The 17223-nt window shown below is 53.8% G+C and carries 15 protein-coding genes; 7 read left to right on the top strand and 8 right to left on the bottom strand.

Annotation, left to right across the window (positions count from 1 at the left end; all coding sequences use genetic code 11):
- Positions 1-36: 36 nt before the first annotated feature.
- From lolC to cobB, 5 genes are read left to right on the top strand one after another with little or no spacing between them, the layout of a single operon-like run.
- Positions 37-1236: a lipoprotein-releasing ABC transporter permease subunit LolC gene (lolC, locus tag F3J30_RS08300; protein WP_014069810.1), complete on the top strand. Its 1200-nt coding sequence runs from the start codon at positions 37-39 to the stop codon at positions 1234-1236.
- The gene (lolD, locus tag F3J30_RS08295; RefSeq protein WP_010429765.1) at positions 1229-1930 is read left to right on the top strand and encodes a lipoprotein-releasing ABC transporter ATP-binding protein LolD; all 702 of its coding nucleotides are present in this window, start codon (positions 1229-1231) and stop codon (positions 1928-1930) included. Before lolC ends, lolD begins: the two co-directional genes overlap by 8 nt.
- Entirely contained in the window at positions 1930-3174 is a 1245-nt protein-coding gene (gene lolE, locus F3J30_RS08290) for a lipoprotein-releasing ABC transporter permease subunit LolE (RefSeq protein WP_166716935.1), read from the top strand. Before lolD ends, lolE begins: the two co-directional genes overlap by 1 nt.
- Before the next feature lie 54 nt (positions 3175-3228).
- Complete coding sequence (gene nagK / locus F3J30_RS08285; protein WP_166716934.1) at positions 3229-4140, top strand: N-acetylglucosamine kinase; 912 nt, start codon at positions 3229-3231, stop codon at positions 4138-4140.
- A 14-nt stretch (positions 4141-4154) separates the two neighbouring features.
- On the top strand, positions 4155-4976 hold the full coding sequence (cobB, locus tag F3J30_RS08280) for a Sir2 family NAD+-dependent deacetylase (protein ID WP_166716933.1): 822 nt from the start codon (positions 4155-4157) through the stop codon (positions 4974-4976).
- Between the two features lie 59 nt (positions 4977-5035).
- Here cobB and F3J30_RS08275 read toward each other — a convergent pair whose 3' ends face one another.
- Positions 5036-6967 (bottom strand): methyl-accepting chemotaxis protein, encoded by a 1932-nt coding sequence (locus F3J30_RS08275; protein ID WP_166716932.1) that lies wholly within the window; start codon positions 6965-6967, stop codon positions 5036-5038.
- Between the two features lie 238 nt (positions 6968-7205).
- Between F3J30_RS08275 and F3J30_RS08270 the strand changes: the two genes are divergently transcribed.
- Complete coding sequence (locus F3J30_RS08270; RefSeq protein ID WP_166716931.1) at positions 7206-8435, top strand: HDOD domain-containing protein; 1230 nt, start codon at positions 7206-7208, stop codon at positions 8433-8435.
- Positions 8436-8482: 47 nt separating this feature from the next.
- Here the strand turns inward: F3J30_RS08270 and potD are convergent, their stop codons facing one another.
- Genes potD through potA form a run of 4 tightly spaced genes read right to left on the bottom strand, consistent with a single transcriptional unit; the run spans position 8483 to position 12261 of the window.
- Positions 8483-9517: a spermidine/putrescine ABC transporter substrate-binding protein PotD gene (potD, locus tag F3J30_RS08265; protein WP_166716930.1), complete on the bottom strand. Its 1035-nt coding sequence runs from the start codon at positions 9515-9517 to the stop codon at positions 8483-8485.
- The gene (gene potC, locus F3J30_RS08260) at positions 9514-10305 is read right to left on the bottom strand and encodes a spermidine/putrescine ABC transporter permease PotC (RefSeq protein ID WP_014069817.1); all 792 of its coding nucleotides are present in this window, start codon (positions 10303-10305) and stop codon (positions 9514-9516) included. Before potC ends, potD begins: the two co-directional genes overlap by 4 nt.
- A complete protein-coding gene (gene potB / locus F3J30_RS08255) occupies positions 10302-11159 on the bottom strand; it encodes a spermidine/putrescine ABC transporter permease PotB (RefSeq protein WP_166716929.1) in 858 nt (285 codons plus the stop codon). The genes potC and potB overlap by 4 nt, the downstream gene beginning before the upstream one ends.
- Positions 11143-12261: a spermidine/putrescine ABC transporter ATP-binding protein PotA gene (potA, locus tag F3J30_RS08250; protein ID WP_166716928.1), complete on the bottom strand. Its 1119-nt coding sequence runs from the start codon at positions 12259-12261 to the stop codon at positions 11143-11145. Before potA ends, potB begins: the two co-directional genes overlap by 17 nt.
- A 267-nt stretch (positions 12262-12528) precedes the next feature.
- Here potA and pepT point away from each other — a divergent pair, with 267 nt between their 5' ends.
- Entirely contained in the window at positions 12529-13752 is a 1224-nt protein-coding gene (gene pepT / locus F3J30_RS08245) for a peptidase T (RefSeq protein ID WP_166716927.1), read from the top strand.
- A gap of 66 nt (positions 13753-13818) precedes the next feature.
- Here the strand turns inward: pepT and F3J30_RS08240 are convergent, their stop codons facing one another.
- The 3 genes from F3J30_RS08240 to phoP all read right to left on the bottom strand — a co-directional run bounded on the left by F3J30_RS08240 (position 13819) and on the right by phoP (position 17167).
- Complete coding sequence (locus F3J30_RS08240; RefSeq protein WP_166716926.1) at positions 13819-14940, bottom strand: cupin domain-containing protein; 1122 nt, start codon at positions 14938-14940, stop codon at positions 13819-13821.
- A 91-nt stretch (positions 14941-15031) separates the two neighbouring features.
- Positions 15032-16495: a two-component system sensor histidine kinase PhoQ gene (gene phoQ / locus F3J30_RS08235; RefSeq protein WP_014069822.1), complete on the bottom strand. Its 1464-nt coding sequence runs from the start codon at positions 16493-16495 to the stop codon at positions 15032-15034.
- Complete coding sequence (gene phoP / locus F3J30_RS08230) at positions 16496-17167, bottom strand: two-component system response regulator PhoP (RefSeq protein WP_152084494.1); 672 nt, start codon at positions 17165-17167, stop codon at positions 16496-16498.
- Between the last annotated feature and the right edge of the window lie 56 nt (positions 17168-17223).

The raw sequence follows: 17223 nt of genomic DNA, 5'->3' as shown, positions 1-17223 counted from the left end.
ACTCGTGGGTCTGCTATCAGCAAACAGACGGATTTCATGTACCAACCTGTCGCACTCTTCATAGGCTTACGTTACATGCGTGGGCGCGCCGCGGACCGATTCGGTCGCTTTGTCTCCTGGCTTTCCACTATTGGTATCACGCTTGGCGTGATGGCACTGGTGACGGTTCTCTCCGTGATGAACGGCTTCGAGCGCGAGCTGCAAAACAACATCCTGGGGCTGATGCCACAGGCCGTACTCTCTTCTTCAAACGGTTCCGTTAACCCGCAACAGCTGCCGGAAAGTGCCGCGAAATTGCAGGGTGTCACGCGCGTTGCGCCACTTACCACCGGTGACGTGGTGCTGCAAAGCGCCCGCAGCGTGGCGGTTGGCGTGATGCTGGGGATCGACCCGGCGCAGAACGATCCGCTCACGCCGTACCTGGTTAACGTGAAGCAAACCGATCTTGTGGCGGGCCAATACAACGTGATCCTCGGTGAACAGCTTGCCGGGCAGCTTGGCGTTAACCGTGGCGACCAGCTGCGTGTGATGGTGCCGTCTGCCAGCCAGTTTACGCCGATGGGGCGTCTGCCAAGCCAGCGTCTGTTCAACATTATTGGTACCTTTGCTGCCAACAGCGAAGTCGACGGCTATCAGATGCTGGTCAACATTCAGGATGCGTCGCGCCTGATGCGCTATCCGGCGGGCAACATCACCGGCTGGCGTCTGTGGCTTGATGCGCCGTTAAAAGTCGATGTTCTCAGCCAGCAAAAACTGCCGGAAGGGACAAAATGGCAGGACTGGCGTGACCGCAAAGGCGAGCTGTTCCAGGCCGTGCGCATGGAAAAAAACATGATGGGGCTGCTGCTGAGCCTGATCGTGGCGGTGGCCGCGTTTAACATCATCACCTCGCTTGGGTTGATGGTGATGGAAAAACAGGGCGAAGTCGCCATTCTGCAAACCCAGGGGCTAACGCCGCGTCAGATCATGGCCGTGTTTATGGTGCAGGGCGCCAGCGCCGGGATTATCGGTGCGCTGTTGGGCGCCGTGCTGGGCGCATTGCTGGCCAGCCAGCTCAATAATTTAATGCCAATTATCGGTGCACTTCTCGATGGCGCGGCGCTGCCCGTCGCGATTGAGCCGTTGCAGGTGATTGGCATTGCACTGGCTGCGATGGCCATTGCGTTGCTTTCCACGCTTTATCCTTCATGGCGCGCTGCCGCCACTCAACCCGCTGAGGCTTTACGTTATGAATAAGATCCTGTTGCAATGCGACAACCTGTCCAAACGCTATCAGGAAGGCACTGTACAGACTGATGTCCTGCACAATGTGAGCTTTAGCGTGGGTGAAGGCGAAATGATGGCAATTGTCGGTAGCTCCGGCTCCGGTAAAAGTACCTTGCTGCACCTGTTGGGCGGGCTGGATACGCCGACCGAAGGCGACGTGATTTTCTCCGGCCAGCCGATGAGCAAAATGTCTTCTGCGGCGAAAGCCGAATTGCGTAACCGCGAGCTGGGCTTTATCTATCAGTTCCACCACCTGCTGCCGGATTTCACGGCGCTGGAAAACGTGGCGATGCCGCTGCTGATTGGCAAGAAGAAACCGGCAGAAATTAACGCCCGCGCCAGCGATATGCTGAAAGCGGTGGGGCTTGGGCATCGTGGTAATCACCGTCCGTCTGAGCTGTCTGGCGGCGAACGTCAGCGTGTGGCGATTGCCCGTGCGCTGGTGAACAACCCGCGTCTGGTGCTGGCAGATGAACCGACCGGTAACCTGGACGCGCGTAACGCGGACAGCATTTTCCAGCTTCTGGGTGAGCTTAACGCGTCGCAGGGAACGGCATTCCTGGTGGTGACCCACGATCTGCAACTGGCTAAACGCATGGGCCGTCAGCTTGAGATGCGCGATGGTCATCTGAACGCCGAGCTGACCCTGATGGGAGCGGAGTAATGGCTTCACCGTTATCGTTACTCATCGGTTTACGCTTTAGCCGTGGCCGCCGTCGCGGCGGCATGGTGTCCCTTATCTCGGTGATTTCCACCGTGGGGATTGCGCTGGGTGTTGCCGTGCTGATTGTGGGGCTGAGCGCCATGAACGGCTTTGAGCGTGAGCTTAACAACCGCATTCTGGCCGTGGTGCCTCACGGCGAAATCGAGCCGGTTAACCAGCCCTGGACAAACTGGAGCGATGCGCTCAATAAAGTGGAAAAAGTGCCGGGCATTGCCGCCGCTGCGCCGTACATCAACTTCACCGGGCTGGTGGAAAGCGGGGTAAACCTGCGTGCCATCCAGGTTAAAGGGGTAAACCCGCAGCAGGAAGAGCGTTTAAGCGCATTGCCGAAATATGTGCAGAACGGCGCGTGGGCAAACTTTAAGCCCGGCGAGCAGCAAATCATTATGGGTAAAGGCGTGGCTGACGCGCTGAAAGTGAAGCAGGGTGACTGGGTTTCTATCATGATCCCCAACGCCAGCGCGGACCATAAATTACAGCAGCCAAAACGCGTGCGCCTGCACGTAACGGGTATTCTCCAGCTGAGTGGTCAGCTCGATCACAGCTTTGCGATGGTGCCGATGGAAGATGCGCGTCAGTATCTGGACATGGGCGACAGCGTGACGGGCATTGCCATTAAGGTTAATGACGTCTTTAACGCCAATAAGCTGGTCCGTGATGCGGGTGGGGTCACCAATAACTACGTCTACATCAAGAGCTGGATTGGCACGTACGGCTATATGTACCGTGATATTCAGATGATCCGCGCCATTATGTACCTGGCCATGGTGCTGGTGATTGGTGTGGCCTGCTTTAACATCGTCTCGACACTGGTAATGGCGGTTAAAGATAAGAGCGGTGATATTGCCGTGCTGCGTACCCTGGGGGCGAAAGACGGTCTTATTCGCGCCATTTTCGTCTGGTATGGTTTACTGGCCGGGTTGTTTGGCAGTCTCTGTGGTGTGGTGATTGGCGTGGTGGTTTCTCTTCAGTTGACGCCGATTATCAATCTGATCGAAAAACTTATCGGCCATCAGTTCCTGTCGGGTGATATCTATTTTATTGACTTCCTGCCGTCTGAATTGCACTGGCTGGACGTTATTTATGTGCTGGTTACAGCACTTTTACTGAGTCTGCTGGCAAGCTGGTATCCGGCGCGTCGCGCAAGCCGAATTGATCCGGCGAGGGTATTAAGTGGCCAGTAATTTCGTCATGATTTAGCGGCTTTCGGGCCGCCAAATCAGAAAGAGGAATGCGTTATGTATTATGGATTTGATATTGGTGGCACCAAAATTGCGCTGGGCGTATTTGATGAAAATCTCAAACTACAATGGGAAACCCGCGTTCCCACCCCACGCGAAAGCTACGATGAATTCTTAACCGCCATTGCCACGCTGGTGGCGCAAGCCGATGCGCGCTTTGGCGTGAAAGGCTCTGTGGGGATTGGTATTCCGGGGATGCCCGAAACTGACGACGGCACGCTGTATGCCGCCAACGTGCCTGCTGCCAGCGGCAAACCGCTGCGTGCTGACCTTTCCGCTCTCCTTGAGCGCGACGTGCGTTTAGACAACGATGCCAACTGTTTTGCCCTTTCCGAGGCTTGGGATGACGAGTTCCGGGAATATCCGCTGGTGATGGGGCTGATCCTCGGCACGGGGGTTGGCGGGGGAATTGTTGTTAACGGTAAGCCCATTACGGGGCGCAGTTATATCACCGGTGAGTTTGGCCATATTCGCCTGCCAGTCGATGCCCTCGAGGTCGTTGGGCGTGATTTTCCGCTGACGCGATGCGGGTGTGGCCAGCATGGGTGCATCGAGAACTATCTCTCCGGGGGCGGGTTTGCATGGCTATACGAACACTTCTATCATCAGAAAATTGATGCCCCGCAAATCATTACGCTGTGGGAGCAGGGCAATGAACAGGCGCGTGAACACGTTGAACGCTACCTGGATTTGCTGGCGGTGTGTCTGGGGAATATCCTGACCATCGTCGACCCCGATATGCTGGTGATTGGCGGCGGGTTATCAAACTTTACCGCGATAACGGAACAGTTGTCCGGGCGTTTGCCCCGACATTTATTACCCGTTGCCCGCGTGCCGCGTATTGAGCGTGCGCGCCACGGGGACGCAGGAGGAATGCGCGGAGCCGCCTTCCTTCATCTCACCGATTAGTCTACGAGGTTACTATGCTGTCGCGTCGCCAGGGTCGACTCAGCCGTTTTCGTAAAAATAAACGCCGCTTGCGTGAGCGCTTGCGCCAGCGGATCTTTTTCAGAGACAGGATGATGCCAGAAGCGATGGATAAACCCAGAGTGGTGGTACTGACCGGTGCGGGGATCTCTGCCGAGTCCGGTATTCGCACGTTTCGTGCGGCTGACGGGCTGTGGGAAGAGCACCGTGTAGAGGATGTGGCTACCCCGGAAGGCTTTGCCAGAGATCCCGATTTAGTGCAGGGGTTCTATAACGCGCGCCGTCGGCAGCTTCAGCAACCCGAGGTAGCACCAAACGCGGCTCATCTGGCGCTGGCCCGGCTGGAAGAGGCGCTGGGCGACCGTTTTCTGCTGGTCACCCAGAACATCGACAACCTGCACGAGCGCGCCGGTAACCGCAATATCATCCATATGCACGGCGAACTGCTGAAGGTGCGTTGCGCCTGGAGCGGCCAGGTGCTCGACTGGACGGACGATGTGCAACCTGATGACCGTTGCCATTGCTGCCAGTTCCCGTCACGCCTGCGCCCGCACGTGGTCTGGTTCGGTGAAATGCCGCTGGGAATGGATGATATTTATAACGCGCTGGCGATGGCGGATGTGTTTATCGCCATCGGCACTTCGGGCCATGTCTATCCGGCGGCAGGGTATGTTCATGAAGCCCGGTTGCAGGGGGCGCACACCGTTGAACTCAATCTGGAACCGAGTCAGGTCGGCAGCGAATTTGAAGAGAAGCATTACGGGCTGGCAAGCCAGGTAGTACCGGAGTTTGTCGATAAGCTGCTGAAAGGGCTGTAACCGCGCATGTTGTATTGGCAAGGCCGGGTAAGCAAACAGCTACCCGGCCTTGTTTTTGGTTATGAATTAAAGAAGGCCAGTGTCTTCTCCAGCGATTTGGCCTGCTCGTCCAGCGACATGGCCGCCGCAGAGATCTGCTGAACCAGTGACGCATTCTGCTGGGTCGTGCTGTCCATCTGATTGACCGCAGTGCTGACCTGGCTAATCCCCCGGTTCTGCTCGTCCAGCGCCTGGACAATCTCGTTAATCACCAGATGAACATGTGAAACGGCTTCAATGATCTGTTTCATCATTCCACCGGTTTCGTTAACCAGCTCTACCCCTTTGCTGACGCGGCCCGAAGACTCTGCAATCAGCTGCGAGATTTCTTTGGCGGCACTGGCGCTGCGCTGGGCAAGATTACGTACTTCACCCGCCACCACGGCAAAACCGCGCCCCTGTTCGCCTGCACGAGCGGCTTCCACGGCAGCATTCAACGCCAGGATATTGGTCTGGAAGGCAATGCCATCCACGATGCTGTTGATCTCACCAATCTTACGCGCGCTTTCGTCGATCTCGCCGATGACATCGACCACTTCATTCACCAGCATTTCGCCATGACCCGCAATGGTGGCCGCCTGGTCAGTGAGACGCGTCGCCTTATGGGCGTTGTCGGCATTGTTTTTCACCGTGACGGAAATTTCCTCCATGCTGGCCGCGGTTTCCACAATGGCTGCCGCCTGTTCCTCGGTGCGGGATGCCAGGTCGAGATTACCGGCGGCAATCTCGCTGGTACCGCCATGAACGGAATGGCTGGCTTCGTTGATGTTATCGACGATGCGTTTAAGCTGCATCTGCATGGTATGAAGCGCGTAAAAAATGCTGCTGGTATCACCCGCCCGCACGGGAATGGCATTGTTCAAATCGCCTCTGGCGACCGCCAGAGCGATCCCTGCGGCCGCAGAAGGCTCTCCGCCAACCGGACGATCCACTTTGCGGGTAAAGATCTGCGCCATCACCAGACTCACCACCACGATGCTTAATACCATCAGAATAATGGCTTTCAGCAAAAACTGGCGCGCCTCGGCCATCACTTCACTTACCGGCGTGACGATGGCCAGCTTCCACGGTGTCTGGCTGTTGCCGATGTTAATCGTCTGCCAGGTAATAAACGCCTCTTCTTTCAGCAGCGGGTCGTCGGCGCGGGAAACCTCACTGCCGGTCACTTTGCCGGAATAAGGTTTACCCACTGCGCCCTTGTCAGGGCTGGAGACCACGTTATTACCCACCGAAAGGAGCAGGGCGTAGCCCGTGCCGTTCCAGGGTTTAATGGCCCCAATCATTTTTTGCAGCGTGGCGAGAGAGAAATCGGACGTCACCGATCCGAGAAACTGCCCGTTGTGCATGACAGGTGCGGCAATCGAGGTGAGCATCACGTCCACGCCGTTATAGGGGTAGATATAGGGCTCGATGATCACATCTTTCTGGCGCTGCTTTGGTAGCAGATAGTAGTCGCCGCTACCCGGTGTTTCGAAGTCGGTCAGCAGGTGTAAAGCCGGCTTACCTGTGGCATCACGGTCAACGTAACGGGCGTAGCGGCCTGCCGGATCCTCACCGCTCTGACCGGCAAAGCTGGCATCTTTGTCGTCAAAAGCGTTGGGCTCAAAAGCCATCGACATGGACAGAAAATTGGGGTGAGCCGCAAGATAATGAACCAGCAACTGGTTCAGCCCCTGGCGATCGGGGATCCCCGCATCACGTATTGCCAGCGCGCTGTTGCCAATATCATGGGCGGCAGCCAGCGCGGAATCCATCTGCTTGCTGACCTGTAACGACTGAACCTGGGCAATTTGCTGGACGTGTTTTTTAGCCAGCTGTTCCTGCTGAGCCATCCATTGCCACATCATAAAACCAATCGTTGCCGTAAAACCCACCGTCACGGTGATGAAAATGGATAACAGCATCAACGTCTTGACTCTTATTCTTTGCTTCTGGACCATGGCGTTTTTCATTCTCTTCTCCCGTAAAGTTGTGCCTGGCAGGCAGACACAAAGTATTTATCGGATATATCGTCATTTTTCTGTATAGCGGAGAGTTTATTTAATTTAAATTTTACAAACCTTAAATCCTGTTAATTAGTGTGGTTACCATTAATTTGTGCCATAAGTCAAAATAGCGCTCGATAATGGTCGATATACTCGTGTAGAAAGAGGATGCTTATAACAATAAGGCCGATAAGGAGGGCGGTATATGTACGCATTTATCGCAAGACAACCCATTTTTAATACGGACATGAATACCATTGCGTATGAATTGTTGTTCAGGGATGGGATGAATAACCGTTTCCCGGATGTGTCGGCGGAATATGCCACGTCCCGGATGATTTCTGACCAATTTTTATGTGTTCCGTCCCAGCGGATCGCAGGGGCACTGACGTCGTTTATTAATTTCCCCTCACACATGGTCATCAACCGCAGCGGGGAAGCGCTGGATAAAGACAACGTGGTCATTGAGATCCTCGAAGACGCCGTGCCCGGAGAGGAGTTGCTTCAGGCCGTCAAAGAGATGAATGCTAATGGTTATCGCTTTGCGCTGGATGATTTTACCCTTGCGGCGGAATGGGATGCTTTTTTACCCTATATTTCGATACTGAAGTTTGATGTAAGGAATAATACCTTAGCGCAAATTGAAAATTATTTGCAACCACGTAAAAGCCTGACCGCACATATTAAGTATCTCGCTGAAAAAGTTGAGACTAAAGAGGAATTCGAAAAATATCGTGAGGCAGGATTTACCCTATTTCAGGGATACTTTTATTGCCGCCCGGAGATCATTAAATATAAACGCTTATCGCAAAACCAGCTGGCGATTTTCCGGCTTCAGGTGGAAGTGGGGCGCAATAAACCCGATTTCAGGATAATTGAGTCGCTGATTAAAACTGACCTCACGTTGTCCTATAAGATCATGCGGTATATGAAACATACTGCATTTAAATATGCGGGTGCCTGTAATTTCAGCAAGTTAACCCTGAGCGAAGTGCTCATGTACCTTGGTGAAAACCAGCTCAGACGGTTTGTGGCGGTCGTGGTGCTGGCCAGCGCAGGCAATGACACTGTTAACGAGCTTTACCCTCTGAGCATGATGCGGGGGAAATTCTGCGAGCTGGTGGCAGAGAAAATGGACGAGCCGCTGCTGGCTGAAAACGCGTTTATCTGCGGCCTGTTCTCGTTACTCGATACCATCCTTGAGCTGCCGATGGCGGAACTGATGAAACAGATTGCCGTGCCGCAGAGTGTGAGCAATGCGCTGTGTCATCAGGAAGGCGTATTGGCCGAAATAGTGTCGCTGTGTCGTTTGTATGAGCAGCAGAAGTGGAATGATGCAGCAAAAAAATGCAATGCACTGGGGCTGTCAGAGGAGGAGGTCATCGAAGCCATGCGCATGGCCACGCTCTGGGCCGGGGAGAATGCCGTTAATTAATCCTTCCTCACTCCGTGCAGACGGAGTGAGGAAGAGCGTGACGCCGGTTAGCGGCCAGCTTTTAACTTCTGGTAGTAGTCTTCGTAAATGCGGCTCGCGTCGCCAACATCATTCTGCCATTCGCCTTTACTGATTGTGTCGGCATCCGGATACAGAGACTTATCGTTGGCAACTTCCGGGCTCAGTAGTTTACGCGCTGCCAGGTTTGGCGTGGGATAACCGATGGTTTCGGCAACCTGTTTTGCCACGTCCGGGCGCAGCAGGAAGTTGATAAGCTTAAGGGCACCTTCAACGTTTTTGGCGTTAGACGGGATAGAGAGGCTGTCCATCCAGAAGATCCCGCCTTCTTTTGGCCAGACCACCGTCAGCGGCGTACCGGCCTGACGCGCAACCCAGGCGGAGCCATTCCAGACCATCCCCAGGTTTACTTCACCTTCCATATACGGGTTAGCCGGGTTATCAGAGTTGAATGCCGCCACATTTGGCATCAGTTTTTTCAGCTCGTTATAGGCAGCTTCAATCTCTTTCGGATCGGTGGTGTTACCGGAATACCCGAGCTTACGCAGCGCCATCTGGAACACTTCACGCGCATCGTCGGTCAACAGCAGGCTGCCTTTATACTCAGGTTTCCACAGATCTGCCCAGCTGGTGACGGTTTTCGGGCCAATGGCATCGCTGTTGATCCCAATGGCGGTTGCTCCCCAGATATACGGAATAGAGTAGTCGTTATTCGGGTCGAACGGCTTGTTGAGCATCTGCGGATCGAGGTTATTGAAGTGGGACAACTTCGTTTTATCGATCTTCTGGATCATGCCCTCTTTACGCATTTTGTCGACGAAATAGGTCGATGGAACCACCAGGTCGTAAGCACCGTCTTTGTACGTTTTGAGCTTGGCGTACATGGTTTCATTCGACTCATAGGTGGAATAGATAACCTTGATACCGGTTTCTTTGGTGAACTGTTCCAGCAGGCCCGGCGGCACATACTCGGTCCAGTTGTAGAAATAGAGTGTCTTGCTGTCATCAGCGTGCGCCGCGCTCATACCCAGCACCAGCGCCGCAGCGGCAAACATTTTTTTCATTTCGATGTCCCCAGAGATTTTGTTTTATCACGCGCAACAAGCTGGCTGGCAATAACCAGAACCAGCGATAACACCAACAGAATAGTCGCCAGCGCATTCACCTCAGGTGAAACGCCGACTTTCACCATCGAGTAAATCTTCAATGGCAGAATTTCATAGCCAGGCCCGGTCACGAAAGAGGAGACCACAACGTCATCCATCGACAGGGTAAAGCTCAGCAGCCACCCGGCGGCAACGGCAGGCATTGCCAGCGGCAGAATGATCTTGCGCAGGATAGTTATCTCGCTGGCGCCCAGATCCTTCGCTGCTTCAAGCATCCTGACGTCAAACCCTTTCAGACGCGAGTAAACAGTGACCACCACAAACGGCAGGCAGAAGGTGATATGGGAAAACAGCAGCGACCAGAACCCCAGCTGTACGCCCAGCAGCATAAACAGCACCAGCAGTGAAATCGCCATCACGATATCCGGCGACATCATCACCACAAACAACATCCCACTGACAAACGGTTTACCGCGAAAGCGATAGCGATAGAGCGCAACCGCGGTCAGGGAGCCTATCAGCGTGGCAAAGGTGGCTGAGACGATAGCCATCGTCAGCGAGTGCTGAGCCGCCTGCAACAGGCTGTCGTTGTTCATTAACAGGCTGTACCATTTGGTCGTGAAACCTTGCCAGTTGATCCCGAAGCGCGAGCTGTTAAACGAGTTCACGATCAAAATGATAATCGGGATGTATAAGTAGGCATAAATGGCGGTCATAAAACCGCCGCGAAGCAGTCGACCGATCATTCGAGTTCCACCTTCTTATTCAGTAAACGTGCGGCGCGCCAGTACACCAGCAGCATCAGGCCCATTACCAGCGTGAGGGTAATGCTGGTGGCAGAGCCGAACGGCCAGTCACGGATGTTCAGGAACTGGCTCTTAATGACGTTACCAATGAGCAGGTTTTTCGCGCCGCCCATCAGGTCGGAAACGTAGAATAGCCCCATGGCTGGCAGCATCACCAGCAGACATCCGGCAATAATGCCCGGCATAGTCAGCGGAATGATAATGCGGATAAAGGTTTGCAGCTTACCCGCACCCAGATCCTTCGCGGCTTCCAGCAGCGGTTTGTCGAGCTTCTCAATGCTGGAGTAGAGCGGCATCACCATAAACGGCAGCAATATGTACACCAGGCCAATGATGACTGCGCCCGGCGTAAACATGATACGCACAGGCGTATCGATCACCCCAAGCCACAGCAGAAATTCATTCATGTACCCTTTAGTACTGAGGAATAACTTCAGCCCGTAAATACGGATTAATGAGTTGGTCCAGAAGGGAACAATCAGTAAAAACAGCAGCAGGGGGCGCACTTTCTGCGGCAGGCGCGCCAGAAACCACGCAAAGGGATAGCCCAACACCAGACAGGCGACGGTCGCGATCAGCGCCATATTGAGTGAGTGCAGCAGCACCTCAAAATAGAGCGGGTCGAGCAGGCGCGAGTAATTGTCCAGCGTGAAGACCAGCGACACGAAATTGGCATCGTCACGGGTTAAGAAGCTGGTCGCGATAATCATCAGGTTGGGTAAAAAGACAAACAACACAAGCCAACCGACGATAGTGGCAATCACCACATTCTGGAATTTACTTGTGTTCTTCATCAGCCAGTACAACCTCCCAGCTTTCTACCCAGTTAATAACCATTTTCTGATCTAGGGAGTGGTCAAAGTCAGGGTCGTCCTCGTTAAAGAATTCGCTGACCATCACCATTTTGCCGTTTTCCAGCTCAACCACGGACTCCAGGGTCATCCCTTTGTAGTTCCGTTCGCGGATGTAGCCGATAAGGCCTTCGGCATCCGCCTGATGGTGGATCTCATCGACGCGCAAGTCTTCCGGACGCAGCAGGACATTCAGTTTCTGCCCCGACTGAACATCAAAGCTCACGTAGATATTACATTCACGGCCTTCAACGTTTGCCCGCACCCGCTGTTCGTCCAGACGCTCAATGACCGTTGCGTTGAAGATGTTGATCTCGCCGATGAAGCTTGCCACAAACAGGTTTTTCGGCTCTTCGTAGATTTCGCGCGGCGTGCCGTCTTGCTCAATTTTGCCGTCCCGCATCACCACAATGCGATCTGACATAGTGAGCGCTTCTTCCTGATCGTGGGTCACGAAGACAAAGGTGATGCCAAGCTTACGTTGCAGTGCTTTCAGCTCGTTTTGCATCTGTTTGCGCAGTTTATAATCCAGCGCTGAGAGGGATTCATCCAGTAGCAGCAGGCGTGGCTTGTTGACCACGGCGCGCGCAATGGCGACGCGCTGCTGTTGACCACCGGAAAGCTGATGCGGTTTACGCTGGGCAAACTCTTCCAGTTGCACCATCTTCAGCGCATCGGTCACGCGAGGTGGGATCTCGTTTGCTGGCGTTTTTTGCATCCGCAGGCCAAACGCCACGTTCTCAAACACGGTCATGTGCGGGAACAGGGCATAGCTCTGAAAGACGGTATTGACGTGACGTTCTTCGGCAGGAACCTGCGTGATATCGAGGTTCTCAAGATGGATGTGGCCGTTATCGACATTTTCCAGCCCGGCGATAAGGCGCAGTACGGTTGTCTTGCCGCAGCCTGAAGGGCCAAGCAGCGTAAGAAACTCACCGTCATTGATGGTCAGATTGAGATCGGAAATTACGTCTTTACCATCAAAGCTTTTACGAATTCGTTCCAGTTGCACCAGCGGTGAAAGGGAACGGGGTTGTGTATTCAATTTTTGCGCTGTCCCATATAGACGCTCCGGGTGGCACTCCGAAGCGGGGTTTGTGTGTAACCACCTTGGTGACTCGTAATGAGGGCGGACATTCTACGGCAAACCACTGTAATCGCCAATCCTTGTCACTGATTCATAAGCTACATTTATTATCGCACCTCAGCATAAACGGAAAAAATTCTCGTTTGCGGGATAAAAGTGACCTGACGCAATATTTGCGTTTTGATGCTTATTGATAATGTTGTCACAAAAAGTGAGGGTGACTGCATGGATAAATTACTTGAGCGTTTTTTACAGTACGTATCGCTGGATACCCAATCTAAACCGGGCGTCCGGCAGGTGCCGAGCACCGAAGGCCAGTGGAAGTTATTAAACCTGCTGAAAGGGCAACTCGAGGAGTTGGGGCTGGTCAACGTCACACTCAGCGATAAAGGCACTGTGATGGGAACGCTGCCTGCGAATATCGACGCAGATATCCCGGCCATCGGCTTTATCTCCCATGTCGATACCTCACCGGATTTTAGCGGTAAGCATGTTAATCCGCAGATTGTCGAAAACTATCGTGGCGGTGATATTGCGCTGGGTATTGGCGACGAAGTGCTCTCCCCGGTGATGTTCCCGGTATTGCATCAGTTGCTGGGGCAAACGCTGATCACCACCGACGGTAAAACCCTGCTGGGTGCGGATGACAAAGCCGGTGTTGCCGAGATCATGACCGCGCTGGCTGTACTGAAAGGCAAAAATATCCCGCACGGCGATATCCGCGTGGCGTTCACGCCAGATGAAGAGGTGGGTAAAGGCGCGAAGCATTTTGATGTTGAAGCCTTTAACGCGCAGTGGGCCTATACCGTCGACGGCGGCGGCGTTGGCGAACTGGAGTTTGAAAACTTCAATGCGGCGTCGGTCACCATTAAAATTGTGGGCAACAACGTGCATCCAGGCTCTGCAAAAGGGGTGATGGTGAATGCGTTGTCGCTGGCCTCTCGCATTCATGCAGAAGTCCCGGCAGAAGAGAGCCCGGAGCTGACCGATGGCTATGAGGGGTTCTATCATCTGACCAGCATCAAAGGCACCGTGGACAGCGCGCAGATGCACTACATCGTCCGCGATTTTGATCGTAAAGCCTTTGAAGCGCGCAAGCGCAAGATGATGGAGATCGCCAAAAAGGTAGGCAAGGGGCTGCATCCTGATTGCTATATTGAGCTGATCATTGAAGACAGCTATTACAATATGCGCGAGAAAGTGATGGAGCATCCGCATATCCTTGATATCGCCCAGCAGGCGATGCGTGACTGCGACATTGAGCCTTTGCTGAAACCAATTCGCGGCGGCACCGACGGCTCGCAGCTTTCGTTCATGGGGCTGCCGTGCCCGAACCTGTTTACTGGCGGGTATAACTACCACGGCAAACACGAGTTTGTGACGCTGGAAGGCATGGAGAAAGCGGTGAAAGTGATCGTGCGGATCGCGGAGTTAACGGCGAAACGGTAGCCACAAGGCAGTGTGAGGTTTTGTTGGCCGGGTAAGGCGAAGCCGCCACCCGGCACATTTCAACACTCAGTCCTCAAAGAACCAATACCCGCTGTTCACCAGCGCGGCCAGCATTGCGAGGAATGACGGGTCTTCCAGCGCATCGCCAAAGGTATCCGCAGTCAGCACCATGTGGCTGGCAATGGATTCAAGCGCCGGGCGGTGCGGAGAATCCAGCTTCTCGCCGTTAACGAAAACATCTTCGCCAATGCGCAGCACGCGCAATCCTCCGAGGCGTACCAGCTTATCGCCCTGTTGCAGCGCATCATAAATCTCGTCGGCCTGATACGGCGGCTCCGGCGGCGCTACGTCCAGCTCGTGACGGGACTGGCTGATAAACTCACCAAACCATTGTCTGAAATGTTCAGGTTCGTTAATCAAATCCAGCATCATCCCGCGCAGCTTATCCAGCTCCTGCGGCAGAATATCGGCGGGATGCTCACGTGCCGGCACATCCGGGTCGCTGTAACGATAGCTGCCCAGCTCACGCTGCAACACGTAGTCGGCAAAACCGCTGATCATCTCCCGGCCACTTGGCGCGCGGAAACCAACGGAATAGTTCAGGGAGTTTTCCAGGGAGTAACCTTCATGCGGGAATCCAGGCGGAATATAGAGAATGTCGCCAGGCTCCAGCTCCTCGTCGATAATCCCTTCAAATGGATCTACCTGAAGCAGGTCCGGATGCGGGCAGTGCTGTTTCATCGGCACTTTCTCACCGACGCGCCAGCGGCGGCGACCGGTACCCTGAATGATAAACACGTCGTACTGATCCAGATGCGGACCAACGCCGCCGCCGGGAACGGAGAAGGAGATCATCAGATCGTCCATTCGCCAGTCGGGCAGGGCGCGAAACGGACGCATTAACGCTGCGGTAGGTTCATGCCAGTTGTTCACCGCCTGAACCAGTAAAGACCAGTTGTTTTCACCCAGGTGATCGTAGCTTTCGAATGGGCCGTGGCTGACTTGCCATTTCCCGTCCTGGTGACTGACCAGGCGGCTGTCCACTTCGTTTTCCATTGCCAGGCCGGCCAGCTCATCAGGGGAGATGGGGTCGATGAAATTGCTGATCCCGCGTTTCAGAACGACCGGGCGTTTTTGCCAGTAGCGTTCAATAAATTCGGGCCAGTTAAGTGTTAAGTGATATTCCATATTTTTTTATTCCGCAGGCTCTTACTGAAACGGATTATAACGGAAGCAGCAGAGCCTGGGTGCGAGATCCTCGCATTTTTCACATAACGGATTAACTATCGTTCAATGTGGGTTGTTGACGACCAAAAATAACTTCCATTCGCGCGCCACCCAGCAAGCTTTCGCCGGTTTCAATCTTGCCATCGTATTGATCAACAATCTCCAGCGCGACGGATAAGCCAACGCCCTGGCCCGGGCGCAGCGTGTCGGCACGTTGCCCGCGGTCAAAAACGACATCACGTTTATTGCGCGGAATTCCCGGGCCGTCATCCTCAACAATAATATGCAGTTCGTTTTCCGTCTGTCGGGCAGACACCTCAACAAATTCCAGGCAATATTTGCACGCGTTGTCGAGCAGGTTCCCCATCACTTCCATAAAATCATTTTTCTCACCCACAAAGCTGATTTCCGGGGAAATATCGAGGCTGATATTCACCCCTTTGCGTTGATAAACCTTGTTCAGCGCGGAGGTGAGGTTATCCAGCAGTGGGGCAACCGGATGCAGTTCACGGCTTAGCAATGCGCTACCTGAACGCATACTGGCACGATGCAGGTAATAGCCGATTTGCTGGGAAATACGGCTGATCTGCTCAAGCATCACCGGCTCGGCGTCATCGACGCTCAGCTTTGCGCTGCGCATTGATCGCAACGTGCTTTGCATCACGGCGAGCGGTGTTTTCAGGCTGTGTGTAAGGTCAGTGAGGGTGGTGCGGTATTTATCGTAGCGCTCGCGCTCGCTTTTCAGCAGGCGGTTAAGGTTGCGCACCAGGCTTGTCAGTTCACGGGTGGTGTCCGGGTTGAGCTTCTCACGGTGATGCTCTTCCAGTTCACGCACCTCTTTCGCCAGCGATTCTATAGGGCGCAGGCTCCACCAGGCAGCCAGCCAAAGCAGGGGGATGACCAGCAACAGGTTGGCAGCCAGAACGTAAATGAACCAGCTCCACACCATATAGGAACGTTTCAGTTCAACCGGAATGGTGTCGATCACCACGATAGTCAGTTGCGGCATCTGGGTTGTCGCAGGATACAGGTTAATGGCGACGGAGTGGGTCATCTCCGTTTCGTTATCATCTGCACGGATCTCATCGAGTTTCTGCTGAAGGGAGAGATCGTTACGGATCAAGGTGCTGGAGGCGTTAAGATCGGCTTCAATTTCATGAAAGCCGTTGGTTTTGAGCCACTCAGGGCGGATGCGCTGGACAAGCCAGGGAACATCACGCTGTGCCCACAGTAACTTACCCTTTTCGTTGTAAATCAGTGCCATGGTGGGGCTTTGCTGATTCAGGTTTTCCGGCATGTCCACGCTGATGTGGTTATCTTCCCACTTTGCCAGGGTGTAAAACAGATTACTTTCACCGCGCAGCAGGCGAAACGTGGTTTTATCAAAACTTACGCTATACCCGACCAGGGCAACCATGCCATAAGACAAGGAGAGCACCAGCACAACGGCGGCGGTTGCCAGCAGAAAACGAACCCGCAGCGAGAGGGGTAAAATGTGGCGGAGTATCCCTTTCATTTAGCGTAATTCGAACAGATAACCCTGACCACGAACGGTGGTTATCACATCCTGTGGATACTGGGCCTGAATTTTCTTACGTAAACGACCCATCAGCACATCAATGGTGTGGCTCTCACGCAGCTCGGCATCCGGATAAAGCTGGAGCATCAGCGAATCTTTGCTCACCACTTTACCGCTATTGCGGATCAGCGTTTCCATGATGGTGTACTCAAACGCGGTGAGTTTGATGACCTCGTCATTAATGGAAAATTCACGGCGTGAGAGATCAACCTGGAAGGGTGGAATAGAGATAACCTGCGATGCCAGCCCGCTGTTACGGCGCAAAAGCGCCTGCATCCGCGCGGCCACTTCTTCAATATGGAACGGCTTGGTCACGTAGTCATCTGCGCCAGCACTGAGCACTTCGACTTTATCCTGCCAGCCTTCACGGGCGGTTAAAACCAGAACCGGCAGTGACACGTCATGACTGCGCCAGCGGCGGATCAGCGACAGACCATCTTCATCCGGTAATCCTAAATCGACGATGGCAATATCCGGCAGGTGTTCATTGAGATAATAATCGGCTTCTTTTGCATCTTCGGCATCGTCCACCTGATGTCCCATCTCCTGAAGTTGTACTTTCAGGTGATGGCGTAGCAATGCATTATCCTCAACAACCAATACGCGCATCATCTCTTCTCCCTAAATTAATGGTATGAATAGTTTAACGCCGATTATGTTGTTGT

This window comes from Enterobacter sp. Tr-810, from assembly GCF_011752765.1.
Taxonomy (GTDB): Bacteria; Pseudomonadota; Gammaproteobacteria; order Enterobacterales; family Enterobacteriaceae; genus Enterobacter; species Enterobacter soli.
This window is presented reverse-complemented; position numbering and strand designations above follow the sequence as displayed.

Coding starts and splice junctions, on each gene's coding strand:
- lolC (WP_014069810.1), top strand. CDS start 37: ATGTACCAACCTGTCGCACTCTTCATAGGCTTACGTTACATGCGTGGG.
- lolD (WP_010429765.1), top strand. CDS start 1,229: ATGAATAAGATCCTGTTGCAATGCGACAACCTGTCCAAACGCTATCAG.
- lolE (WP_166716935.1), top strand. CDS start 1,930: ATGGCTTCACCGTTATCGTTACTCATCGGTTTACGCTTTAGCCGTGGC.
- nagK (WP_166716934.1), top strand. CDS start 3,229: ATGTATTATGGATTTGATATTGGTGGCACCAAAATTGCGCTGGGCGTA.
- cobB (WP_166716933.1), top strand. CDS start 4,155: ATGCTGTCGCGTCGCCAGGGTCGACTCAGCCGTTTTCGTAAAAATAAA.
- F3J30_RS08275 (WP_166716932.1), bottom strand. CDS start 6,967: ATGAAAAACGCCATGGTCCAGAAGCAAAGAATAAGAGTCAAGACGTTG.
- F3J30_RS08270 (WP_166716931.1), top strand. CDS start 7,206: ATGTACGCATTTATCGCAAGACAACCCATTTTTAATACGGACATGAAT.
- potD (WP_166716930.1), bottom strand. CDS start 9,517: ATGAAAAAAATGTTTGCCGCTGCGGCGCTGGTGCTGGGTATGAGCGCG.
- potC (WP_014069817.1), bottom strand. CDS start 10,305: ATGATCGGTCGACTGCTTCGCGGCGGTTTTATGACCGCCATTTATGCC.
- potB (WP_166716929.1), bottom strand. CDS start 11,159: ATGAAGAACACAAGTAAATTCCAGAATGTGGTGATTGCCACTATCGTC.
- pepT (WP_166716927.1), top strand. CDS start 12,529: ATGGATAAATTACTTGAGCGTTTTTTACAGTACGTATCGCTGGATACC.
- F3J30_RS08240 (WP_166716926.1), bottom strand. CDS start 14,940: ATGGAATATCACTTAACACTTAACTGGCCCGAATTTATTGAACGCTAC.
- phoQ (WP_014069822.1), bottom strand. CDS start 16,495: ATGAAAGGGATACTCCGCCACATTTTACCCCTCTCGCTGCGGGTTCGT.
- phoP (WP_152084494.1), bottom strand. CDS start 17,167: ATGCGCGTATTGGTTGTTGAGGATAATGCATTGCTACGCCATCACCTG.